Origin of the sequence: Winogradskyella costae (assembly GCF_013403865.1) — a bacterium.
Classification (GTDB): domain Bacteria; phylum Bacteroidota; class Bacteroidia; order Flavobacteriales; family Flavobacteriaceae; genus Winogradskyella; species Winogradskyella costae.
Genome location: NZ_JABFDK010000003.1, coordinates 267,928 through 280,566, shown reverse-complemented (window position 1 = coordinate 280,566; position 12,639 = coordinate 267,928). Strand labels below are relative to the sequence as shown.

Genomic DNA, 12,639 nt, shown 5'->3' with positions numbered 1-12,639 from the left:
AAAGACGTAAGTGATGGTTGGCTTAACTATTATTAATTTTCTATTTTTACTATTGACATTTTTCCATTATATGGTCTATCTCCTTTAGCCTCTAAGGCTCTATTGGCACTTCCTATATCGTTAACTTTATCATAGTATATATAATATTTACTAGTGTTTACGTCATGAAAGAAATCAACGTTAGTTCTTCCTGAAGCTATTACTTTCGTTAAAAATTCATCTCTACTTTTCGCATCACTATGAACTGCAATTATGAGGTAATATCCGCTTTCAATATGATTGATGTTTTTTAATATTTTGATATTATTACCTTGGGTTTCACCAAAATCATAATCTTCAGCCTTTAAAGGTGTTTCAGCTAATTTTGTTGTTTCTCTTATGGTTTTCAACATAGCTCTATCTTGGCTATACCTATCATCTTCATTGTTAAAGGCTGCACGTTTGATTCGTCTTCTTTTTTCCACTTCAGTGGCTACTTTTATTGCTTCTAATTTTATCTCTAATTGTGCATTTGCCTCTTTCGCTTTTATCTGCTCAGACTGTAATCTTTTAATTTCTTTCTTGTAATAGATGGTAACTTCATCTAATGCAAACGAACCATTAGCAACGCGTTCATCATAAAGCTTATTTAATTCATCAATCTTTTCGCTACGGGTTTTAATTACATTGTCTAAATCTGCCTTAATTGCTCTAAGCGCATTGTTTTCTGCAGTGACACTTTTAAATGGTTTTGGCTGAACAGTTATACCTTGATCACTCAAATCATTTTCTTCTTTCATATCCTTCAAATCCTGATCTTTTATGGCAATAATATCATCGAATTTCTTTAATAATTCATTTTGAATTGTTTTCGAATCTTCAGTCGATTTAGCTAAAGTTTGCATTGATTTAGCAAGTGCATCAGTTGGGTTTGAAATAGCATCGTCTTTAGCTTCTTGTTCTGCCAATAGTTTAGCTTGTGCATCAGCTTCGTCTTTAGCTTCTTGTTCTGCCAATAGTTTAGCTTGTGCATCAGCTTCATCTTTAGCTTTTTGTTCTGCTAATAGTTTAGCTTGTGCATCAGCTTCGTCTTTAGCTTTTTGTTCTGCTAACAGTTTAGCTTGTGCATCAGCATCGTCTTTAGCTTTTTGTTCAGCTAATAGTTTAGCTTGTGCATCAGCTTCATCTTTAGCTTTTTGTTCTGCTAACAGTTTAGCTTTTGCATCAGCTTCGTCTTTAGCTTTTTGTTCTGCTAATAATTTAGCTTGTGCATCAGCTTCGTCTTTGGCTTTTTGTTCTGCTAATAGTTTAGCTTGTGCTTCAGCTTCGTCTTTGGCTTTTTGTTCTGCTATTAGTTTAGCTTGTGCATCAGCTTCATCTTTAGCTTTTTGTTCTGCTAGTAATATTGCTCTAGTTTCAGCACGTTCTGCGGCCTTTTTATCTGCTTCTATTTTATCAGCTGCGGCTTGTGCCTCAGCTAATTCTTTCGCTTTCTGTTCTTCTATTAACTTTGCTTCAGCTTCTGCTTCATTCTGTTCAGCTAAAATTTCAGCTTGTTTGTCTGCTTCAATTTTTGCTGCCGCTTTTTTCTCTGCAACTAATTTTGTTTGCGCGTCAGCTTCGGCTTTTGCTTTAGTATCGATAGTTGTTTTATTACTTGCTACACTTGGTTTAGCCTTTTTAACCACACGACGTTTCCTATTTCCACCTGAAGACAGAATACTACTCACTTCGTCCTCGCGACTGTAATCGTAATAATTATTATTTTTAAATCGGTACGCTAATGTGATTTCATGAGAAGGACCATAATTACTTAAATCACCAAATGCGGTTTCAAAATTATATTCTATCGCTATTTGGGTTGTAACATTAATACCGAGTCCACCAGAAGCTCCATAAAGTGTATTATAACCTGCTTGTGCCCAAATACCTTTAGGAACGGTTACCATTGCAACAGCAGAAACAATAGTTTCTTCTTTTTGAAAATCTGATCGTAATAAACCTGTAAACTTACTTTCATCGAAAAAGCCTCTGCTATCCATATAGCCAGTATACATGATATGTGCTTGAACACTTTGTTGTGGATTATCTTCAATAATCGCTGAAGTTTTTACATTATATAAGGCTAAATTATTGATTGACAAACCAAAATCTAAAAACTCAGTCCCATAATTAATTCCTGGATTAACCGTTAATAGAAAATTCTCTGGTATGTTTTGTAAGGATGGATCATCAAAATTTGTAACGACGTTTGCCGTATTAACCCCACTTTTATAAGCTCCGATATTAAGTCCAAATGTTAGATTGTTATCATACCCTAATTGTGCATTATATGCAAAATTCAAAATACCACCAAAGGTGGTTAGTACTCCATAATTTTGTTGAAACAATCCTAAGCCAGCTCCAATATTTTCTCCAAAACGACCAGAATAACTTGCTAAATAGGTGAGTGGTGCGTTTTCAAATTGAACCCATTCTCTTTTATTGTAGATACTAATGTATTTGGTTTGCTCTCTTACAAAACTGAATGTAGGGTTTATAGTATAGCGATTAAAGGTTAAAGAATTTCGTGTTGGTATAGCAAACGAAACCACACCGTCATCTTCTTGAGCGTAGAATGTCTGTAAAGAACAGAAACAAAATATAAGAAGTAATAAATATGCTTTCATATTATTTCACTACGGTTATTGAACCTTTTTTTGTTTTATCATCAGATGTTGTGATAATGTAATAATACACTTGGTTGATACTCGTTAATTTTAAATCGTTTTCTGGCCAATTATTTAAGTAATCTTTAGTTTGTAATACAACTTTGCCTTGGTTGCTCATAATAATTACTTCTGTATTTGTACCACTTGTATATTGAGTTGGTATAATCCAAGTATCATTAATACTATCTCCATTAGGACTGATAAGATTTGGAATATTTTCTACTTCAGGAAAAAGATCTAAAGCTTCTTCTATTGAGAATAAATACGCTATAGATGTGGTACAGCCTGTGTTTTGAGTAATATTTACTTCATAATCACCAAATTCAGTAGCTTCGAAAGAAGCATCCGTTGCACCTGTTATGATACTTCCATTTAAATACCAAGTAAATTCTGGATTTATAGCTGTAGTTGTTACAGTAACTATTAATGATTCCTCATCTGACATCTCATTAAATTCTGGGACGTTAATAGAACTATCAAACAATTCACTTATTAAATCAATTGAACCAGAAGCAGAACAGTCTCCCAAATTTACTTGTACCGAAAACGTACCAGATTCATTAGTCTGATACATTTGATTTGTTGCGTCTAATATTATATTTCCATCCTTATACCATTGGTACGAGATACCACTTATAGTACTTAAAGAGGTGAAACCTTCTCCAGGACAATATGGATTACCTAAACTTGAAACAATAGTAGCATTAGCTTCACCAGATATCGCTTCACTAATTGTAACTCGATTAGAAAAAGAATCTGACGTACACGTACCGTAGTTAGTCCTTACAAAATAAGTACCCTCTGTAGTAACAGCTAAGGTTGGGCCATCAGCCACAAAAGCAGATGTTGTTGGACCAGTTTCTTTATACCACTTAAATGTAAGGCTTGGATAAAGAAGTGGAGAATCATTAGTTTCATTACCAGGATTATCTATAGATAATAAATAACTACCTCCTGCACAATAAGCGCCAGTAGATACTAAATTATTAATAGTGAATGGAGAATCTTGAATTTTATAATAAGCAGCAAATGGAATAGATCTTGAACTCGTGGCTACAGGTGAACTACTTTTAATACGAATACGGTAGTTTTCGCCAGCCGTTGTTTCAGGAAGAGAAAACGACAAAGTTGCTGGAGAAGTGGTTACAGACCCTGCTGCAGTAGTGTAGATAATTGTTGCGTTTGCAAAATCACCATCAGCATCAGACATTTCAATAGAAAATTGATTAGATGCGTTTAACGCAGATTCTGGAGAAAATATAAATGTAGTATTGTAAGTGTTGAATGACTCACTAGCACATGCTTGCGTAAATCCTAAATTTGGCGTACCAATTATAATCTGCGAATTAGCTCGTTGGGACACAATAACAAGGCATAGGCAAATACCGTATATAAACTGGGTTAGGGAAGTAGGTTTAAGCATTGATTAGGAGTTGTAGTTTTTTAATCTATAAGCTGTTTGGGGTTTATCAATGTCATAACATGTTTTATGTTTAATTTAAACATGTTATGAATTAAAATTTGTTGTTATCTCTGATTAATCTTATTCATCATCTTCTTCTTCGTCATCAAATAAATCATTCGATGCTATGATTTTATTGATTCTTAATCTATAATCTGGATTTCTACTGTTTTCTGAATCGATAAAAGTTTCATGATCTGGACCTTTAGAATAAACATTATCAAAAGCTCTACTACCATACCAACTTTCTAAATCATCGTTATTTGTTGATCCTTTTTTGAAAATATTTCCCTTACAGTTATTGAAGTAAGAACGAGTAAATTTTATTCGGTCTAAATTTTTACTATTAATTTCAATTCTATCATCTAAAATTACAGCAGGCTTAAATCCAGAAATTACACTTTTATGAATATTAAATGAGGCATCTGGACCAATAAAAATAGCCTCTTGAACCAAACCTATTTTAATGTCATATTTTAAATCATTACTGATATTAACTAACGTCAGGTTTTCTGCTTTTACAAAAGTTTCTTTTCTAGAAGAATCGGCTTTCTCTTTTAAGTCATAAGAACTTACATACATGCAACGCGAACCATCTGCACTTGAAACATAAGGAGATCGTACTGCTAAAGCATTTTCAATATTGCATTGGGTACCGTAGTTAAAATTATAATCATTTTTATTTGATCTAAAAGAAACGGTCTTAGTTAAATCGACCTCACCGCCAAAAATATTAAAAGAGTTTCCTTCACAGTAACTCACCATAACATTGCTTATTGCTGTTTTTAATCCAACACCTGCAAGTGTAAGCGCACTGAAATTCCCAAATTCTTTAGTCTTTTTTCCTGCGTATTCAATTCTAATATAACTTAAGCTCCCTGAATTACTCTCAGAATTGTCACCACCATAACTGATACTCTCGGTCGAAGATGGATCGAAGCCATAATTAAGAGATGCTACGTTCCCAAAGGTGTTAATTGGCGCATCTCCCAGAATAAATATTCCTCCCCAGTCTCCTGGTTTTTTATCTGTTTTGTTTGAAGTAAATACAATTGGATCCGTTGGTTTACCCTCAGCTATAATTTTTGAACCGTTTGCGATAACTAAGGTTCCTTTAGTTTTAAAGTCTCCGAGTATAACAGTACCTGGCTCTATAGTTAGCGTTGTGCTATCAATAACAAAAACATCACCCAATAATAAATAGGTGTTTCTTTTTGTTAATGTTGTATTTTCAGAAATGTTCCCAGATAATATCTGAGTAGGCTCTTCGTAGTTGGCTTTATTAGGCTGAAAATCTGTCCATGTGTCTAGCCAATTATTATAGCCAGTAATTCCTTTTTCTTGTTGGGCAAATAAATTACCAAACACTAAAAGAAAGAAAAGTGTAGTAAAAGTAATTTTTTTCATAGTAGGTAAATTTTTGTATTAGAGGGCGTTTAATCAATTAAGTTCAAACATATACATTTTATCTATGAAACACAAATAATATCGATAAAATACACGTCTTTAACTAAAATGTATCATTTAGACTACAATTAAACTCTTTTAAACGGGTATTTTAACAATAATTGAAATAAAAATAAAAACAAAAAACCTTGACGCTTTTCAGGTCAAGGTTTTTATAAATAGATATAATAAAAAAAACTAACTAATCCTTTTTGTAATCTTCGTAAGTATGCAATGCTTTTAAAGTGGATTCATAAAAAAGAATTGCAGCAATTAAATCTGTGGTATCAGAATAGGGTAATATCTTTTTTTGAAATTCAATAGTACTGTCAAAATAAGAAGTAGAAGCATCAATATTATCTTCTAATGCTTTTCTGTTGTCTTTTGTATCTGGGATGCCTAGATTTTCCATAGTCACTCCAGGTTTTGTTGCAAATGCAATATTTGGAAGAATATTTACGATGACTTCTATTCGCTCTATATAAAGAACTAATAATTCACCTTTCTTCATCTTTTTTAGATCTTCTCGACTGTGGTATTTCGATATATTTACTTTGCCACTAATGATGCTTTGAGAGTCGTCTTTTTTTTGAGCAAAACCCATACTGATCATTAGAAAAAATAGAGCACAAAATAAAGTAGATTTGGTTTTCATATTCACGCTTTTTAGTTAATCTTAGTGGCACAAATCTATACAATTTATTAAATATAACAACTATAACCGTGCATTTTTCGTAAAACATTTATGCTTATGAAATACGTATTTCAAGGTTAAACTGCGTCTTTGCTTGATTAAACGCAAATTTTATCGACGAAATACTTCTTGGGTTTTTAAGTCTATTTTCCTCTAATAATCAATAATCTTTACTTAAAAATGGTAGCTTAAACACTAAGTTAAAGGTGTAATTTGATTTAAAAAAGCAGTAGAGTTTTGCTGTAAAACAAGCTTAATTATACCTAACAAATTAAAGCTCTAGATTCTGTTTTATTTTACCTTTTTTCATCTCATTTAAGTGACTAAAATAAACATCGAAAATGGCTTTTTTAAAACTGTTTTTGTGCTCTAATTTTAGTGTTTAAACCGTATTTCATCGGTAAATTTTGCTCATTTCTTCTGTTTATCGTAAAAATGAATCATTGATGTGATTTTTAAGGTATTAGAATGTAAAAGCATCAATTTTGGTGTAACCCAAAAACCAATTCTTATGAAAAATCTAATAACTTTATTATGTATTATATGCTTCAATAGTGCATTTAATGTTGTTGTAGCTCAAGACGTCAATTTTAATAGTCCTATATATGATCGTGCAGAAGATCAGTTGAGTAATACAGATACGATTCCTGATTTTAGATCAAAGAAAAGTAAGTTGAAGTTAACTGGTATTATATATAAAAGTGATGGTGTAACACCAGCAAATGATGTCATCCTATTTATTGAACAACCAGATGAAGATGGTGATTTTGATTTAAGAAATACAGGTGATGCTCGTTATGTTTTCCATAGAAGTTGGGTTAAAACAGATGCAGATGGCAGATATACTTTATATACATTTGTTCCTGGCGGTGATAGAAGGTATAATCAGATGCAACAAATATTTCCGTTAGTAAAAGAGCCATCAAAACAAGAATACCAAGTAGATTCATTCCTATTTGATGAAGATCCTTTACTTACAAAAACATGCAGAAAACGTATGGCTAAAAAAGGAGATACCAACCGCATACTTAAGCTAAAAACTGAAGACGGAATGTTTGTAGCGGAACGTAATATCACTTTAAAAGCTAATGAAACCTTAGCAAAATCATAAATTGAACCCCTAAAATATTATTGAAACGTCCTAACATTGTTTAGGGCGTTTTTTTTATTCATATTTCGAATATGTTTAAATTATACCTAATTTAGGAATAATAATTTCTACTTTTAGTCATAAGAATTATAGATATCAAAATAATGAGTAATCAGACGTTTCATTTAGGTCTTTCTTTAGCTGGCGCTGTATCAGCAGGTGCTTATACAGCTGGGTTTATGGATTATTTGCTTGAAGCACTTTCTGAATGGGAAAAAGCAAAGTTAGAACAGACGCATACTTCTCATCGTAATATTCCAAATCACAACGTTATTATTGATGCAATCGGTGGTGCTTCTGCAGGTGGAATGGTGGGTATGATTTCTACACTTGCACTTTATTCTGGTAATTGGAAACCTGTGAAGAAAGTATCGAATGTAAAAACAGGTAATTTTCTATATGATAGTTGGGTGTTTTTAGATGATGATATTGAAGCAAATTCAAATGCTGAAAAGCGAAGAGGTAAGGGAACATTTGAAAAAATGTTAGATACCTCAGATATTGATACTAAAAATGGAGCACCTTCGCTTTTAAACTCTACACCTATTGATGCAATTGCAGAACGTGTATTTAATGAATTACCAAAAAATGCAGGTCTAGAGAAATTACCTAGTTTTATTTCTGAAGATCTTAGGTTATTAATTACGCTTACAAGTTTAAGACCTTTGGATTATAAGGTGAAATTAAGTAGAATCAAATCGAAATTCTTAGATGAAACGCCGTCTCATCGTGTGAGTAGTCATGATGTTGTGGCGCATTTTAAACTGAATTACGATAATGAAACTGACCGAGGGCAATATTTACCATTTTTGCCGCATAATTTAGATTCTAGAAATTTTTTAATCAAAGTAACAAAAGCAACAGGTGCATTTCCCATTGGTTTAAAACCGCGATATTTTAATGATGAATTTACTGCCCAATATCTAAACAATAGTCTTAAGGTTCGTAAATCGCTATTGGAAGACTTAGATGTCTTAATTGACAAGGAGACGACTCCTAATTTTCAATTTACAGCTATAGATGGTGGTACAATAAATAATGAACCTTTTGATGAAGTATTAAGACATCTTATTAGTACACATGGTGCGCCTAATGAAGAAAATCCAAAGTTTGGAACAGTACTTATTGATCCTTTTCCTAGTTTTTTTGACACTACAAAAACAGATGAAATTAATTATAAAATATCTAGCATTGTGGGCATACTTGGCGCTCTTGTACCCACAATTCTCAACCAAGCGCGCCATAAACAGACCGATACGTATGGCATCGGTTTATTCAAATTGATGTCATTCCCTAGAAAGTTGAAACCCGGAAAAATGGAAGTTAGAGATCATCCACCTTTAGCTACAGGGGCTTTAGAAGGTTTTGGTGGTTTTATTGATATTAAATTTAGGCAACATGATTTTTTTCTCGGTAGAGATAACGCACGGAATTTCTTAAGAGGGATACTCTTTTTAGAATGTGATAAAAACGACCCTAATAATTTATTTTATGGTGTAAGTGACGCTGCTATAGCCGAATTTAGGAGACTTATTAAGCAAGATGATGGAAGTGTAAAAGTATACATGCCAATTATACCAGACATTAGTAAAATTGAAGGAAAAAACAATCCCACAAGTTATGAGGTTGAAGACTTTCCAAAGTTTGATTTTAAGGCTTTTAAAGATCTTAAGAAACCCATTAAAAAAAGAATTAATGCTATTTTAAAAGCAGAACTTAACGGGCGAATCAGCAGTTGGGTACTGCGACCAATTATTAGTGTTTTTAGAGGTGTCTTTGCTAGTAAAATAACAAAATGGGTTATGGTGCAAATTGAAGCTGATTTTAAAAAACGAAAGATGTAGTTAATATATTCATTTAGTATCACTTAAATAAATCAAAAGCTTGCTTTGCTATTTCTAATTCTTCATTGGTTGGAATAACCATTATCTTGGTCTTAGAAGTTTCCGTATTTATTTCTCTTATACTTTTAGATCTAATATTGTTTCGTTTCGGTTCTAAATTAATACCTAAGTAATCCATGTCCTCACAGACTAACCCTCTGATTAAACTAGAGTTTTCACCAATACCTGCAGTAAATACTATGGCATCTAAGCCATTCATAGCTGCAGTATATGCTCCTATGTATTTTTTAATTCTATAAGCATTCATTGCTAAAGCTAATTTACAATCGGCGTTGCCCTTAGCGGCGTGCGCTTCAATATCTCTTAAATCACTGTAGCCTGTTAAACCTAACATACCGCTTTCTTCAGTTAATAGCATATTTACTTTATCCAAATCATAACCGAGACTATTTACTAAATAAAACACAATAGCATGATCAATATCTCCACTTCTAGTTCCCATAATTAAGCCATTAGAAGGTGTAAATCCCAAACTGTGATCTATACTTTTGCCATTAACAGCAGCAGTCATACTACAACCATTCCCTAAGTGAATGGTGATAATTTTAGAGGTTTTTAGTTTTAAATAGTCAAGTGCTTTTTCTGTAACGTACTTATGACTTGTACCATGAAAACCATACACTTGAATTAATTCTTCTGTATAAAGTGCTTTAGGAATGGCATATCGTTTTGCTTTTTCTGGTAAGGTTTGAAAGAAGGCTGTATCAAATACGGCAGCTTGTTTTGAATTAGGAAAAAGTTGCTCAGCTACAAGAATACCTTCGAGATTATTGGGATTATGCAACGGAGCTAATGATCCAAATTTGTTAATGTCTTGTTTTACAGCGTCTGTAATTAAAATGGTATTAGAAAATGAATTACCACCATGAACCACACGATGCCCAATAATTTCAATTTCATTGGTGTTTTTTATGACTCCTTTTTCAGGATCTAATAATAAATCAACCACTTTTTGCAAACCCTGAGAATGATTTCCTATTTGTTCTATTTGCTTAATATCAACGCGTTCTGTTTTGTAATTAAGTATGGCATCTATTTGACCAATACGTTCTACTAATCCGGTGCATAATAATGTTTCGGAAGGCATTTGAATTAATTGAAATTTTATAGATGAGCTTCCTGAGTTTATGACTAATATATTCATTCTATTTCTATTTTAAAGACCTTGTGCCTGAATCACTGTTACGATTACGGTGTTAAAAATGTCGTCTGTAGTACAACCACGACTTAAATCGTTAACAGGCTTGTTCAATCCTTGTATTATTGGTCCGATAGCTAACGCTTTAGTTTCACGTTGCACGGCTTTATAAGTATTATTTCCAGTATTAAGATCTGGAAAAATAAAGACGTTGGCTTGCCCGGCAACTTCAGAATTAGGTAATTTTGATTTTCCGACATTTATATCAACAGCAGCATCATATTGAATAGGACCTTCTATTTTTAAATCGGGTCTCATACGTTTCACAATTTCTGTCGCTTTTCTAACTTTTTCGACATCTTCACCAACACCAGATGCACCCGAAGAGTAGGAGAGCATCGCAATTTTTGGTTCAATACTAAATCCTATACTCGTGGTTGCAGAAGAGATTGCAATTTCAGCTAATTCCTCAGCCGTTGGGTTAGGATTAATAGCACAATCACCATAAACCGAAACACGATCTTCTAAGCACATAAAGAACACAGAAGATACGATAGACGTTTCTGGTTTGGTTTTAATAAATTGAAGTGCAGGTCTAATGGTATGTTGTGTGGTGTGAATGGCTCCAGAAACCATACCATCTGCATCTCCATTATGCACCATCATAGTTCCAAAGTAAGACACGTCTTCCATTAAATCTTTAGCCATAGCTAAGTTTACATTTTTATGCTTTCTAAGTTCATACAGTATTTCGGCATACACTTCGAACTTATCAGATTCAATAGGGTTTACAACGTTTACGAGGGATAGATCTAAACCAATATCATGTGTTATTATTTGTTCCTCAATCTGTTTTCTGTTACCTAATAAGGTAATCTCTACAGCTCCTAATTCTATAAGTTGTTTTGTAGCAATTAGTACACGCTGATCTATACCTTCTGGCAATACGATGTGTTTTTTATGTGTACGCGCTCTCTTTAATAAGTTATATTGAAACATGCGAGGAGTAATACCATTGGTTTGAAACGTGATTAATCGCTCTAAGAGCTCATCGACTTTAACATGGTCTTCAAATTCTTTTATTGAGGTTCTGATCTTCTCTGTGTTTTCAGCATAGATTTGCGATTTAATAGTACCAATTTGGTTAGCTACAGCAAATGTTCCTCCTTTAGCGGATAGAATTGGTACAACATCCGAAAGTCCTTCTATTAATTTAATAATAGACTCTTCAGGTTTTAAACCGCCAGTAAGTACAATTCCGGAAATTGAGGGGTAGTTTTCAGAAATATTTGCCTGCAAAGCACCAAGGATAATATCTGCTCTATCACCGGGTGTAATGACTAAACCGTTTTCTTTAATGTGCGTTAAATAATTGTGTAATTGCATTGCGCCAACACTAAAATTTCCGGCTTGATTGTTTATATGAGCCTCCCCAAATAACACGTCCGCATCAAGGGCATCAACAATTTCTTTTATAGACGGGTTAGCTAATATCGGATTGAGTGGAATAGCATTAACAACCACACCTGCTGGTAATTCTTTCTCTAATTCTGAAATCGTAAAAGCTTGATTATAGGGGTCTACTTTATTCGCGATTACAGCTAAAACTTCAACTCCTTTATCTCTAAAAGAATCGAAAGCCATATGAATATTACCTACAAGTTCATTCATCGTCTTACCAATACCGCTTGTAAGAATAATAGCAGGAACACCTAAATTTTTAGCAATTAAGATATTAATATCAAATTCCATAATTGAGCCTTCCCCAATAAAACTACTACCTTCAACTAATACAAAATCAAAACGCTCTTCAATAGCTTTATATTTATCTATTATAGTACTGATTATTTTATCATCTTTATCGTCATTTTTCATTTTTATAACGGCACTTCTTGTAAACGCATAGGCTTCTTCAAATTTTAAATCGAGATTAAAATATGTAGTTACCGTATTGATATGATTGTCAATTTCACCTTCGATAAAATCATCGATAATAGGTCTAAAATAGCCGACCTTTGCTGCCTTGCCTAATAATAATTGCATTAAGCCTAATGAAATTATAGATTTTCCACTATTAGGCTCTGTAGTCGTTATGTAAATCGCTTTATTGGTTGCTTTCTTATCCATTTTTTACGGGTCTATAAATGTTGAATAC

General features: G+C 33.1%; 8 protein-coding genes. 2 read left to right on the top strand and 6 right to left on the bottom strand.

The features are described 5' to 3' along the window. Nucleotides 1-32: 32 nt before the first annotated feature. The 4 genes from HM986_RS10010 to HM986_RS09995 form a co-directional block, all read right to left on the bottom strand. A complete protein-coding gene (locus tag HM986_RS10010; RefSeq protein ID WP_179334948.1) occupies nt 33-2,648 on the bottom strand; it encodes a PorP/SprF family type IX secretion system membrane protein in 2,616 nt (871 codons plus the stop codon). A gap of 1 nt (nt 2,649) precedes the next feature. Further along, nucleotides 2,650-4,053, bottom strand: coding sequence for a T9SS type B sorting domain-containing protein (locus tag HM986_RS10005; protein ID WP_317167353.1), 1,404 nt, complete (start codon nt 4,051-4,053; stop codon nt 2,650-2,652). A 180-nt stretch (nt 4,054-4,233) separates the two neighbouring features. Further along, nucleotides 4,234-5,559, bottom strand: coding sequence for a hypothetical protein (locus HM986_RS10000; RefSeq protein WP_179334946.1), 1,326 nt, complete (start codon nt 5,557-5,559; stop codon nt 4,234-4,236). 241 nt (nt 5,560-5,800) lie between these two features. Then, the gene (locus tag HM986_RS09995) at nt 5,801-6,253 is read right to left on the bottom strand and encodes a hypothetical protein (protein WP_179334945.1); all 453 of its coding nucleotides are present in this window, start codon (nt 6,251-6,253) and stop codon (nt 5,801-5,803) included. Nucleotides 6,254-6,803: 550 nt separating this feature from the next. On the opposite strand from HM986_RS09995, the gene HM986_RS09990 reads away from it, so the two are divergent. Together HM986_RS09990 and HM986_RS09985 are read left to right on the top strand one after the other, a co-directional pair. Continuing rightward, nucleotides 6,804-7,403 carry a peptidase associated/transthyretin-like domain-containing protein gene (locus HM986_RS09990; protein ID WP_179334944.1) on the top strand — a complete coding sequence of 200 codons (600 nt, stop codon included), beginning with the start codon at nt 6,804-6,806 and terminating at the stop codon, nt 7,401-7,403. A gap of 143 nt (nt 7,404-7,546) precedes the next feature. Further along, a complete protein-coding gene (locus tag HM986_RS09985; RefSeq protein ID WP_179334943.1) occupies nt 7,547-9,286 on the top strand; it encodes a patatin-like phospholipase family protein in 1,740 nt (579 codons plus the stop codon). 19 nt (nt 9,287-9,305) lie between these two features. Here the strand turns inward: HM986_RS09985 and HM986_RS09980 are convergent, their stop codons facing one another. Next, a complete protein-coding gene (locus HM986_RS09980; RefSeq protein ID WP_179334942.1) occupies nt 9,306-10,490 on the bottom strand; it encodes an acetate/propionate family kinase in 1,185 nt (394 codons plus the stop codon). 12 nt (nt 10,491-10,502) lie between these two features. Then, a complete protein-coding gene (pta, locus tag HM986_RS09975; RefSeq protein ID WP_179334941.1) occupies nt 10,503-12,611 on the bottom strand; it encodes a phosphate acetyltransferase in 2,109 nt (702 codons plus the stop codon). Nucleotides 12,612-12,639: the final 28 nt, after the last annotated feature.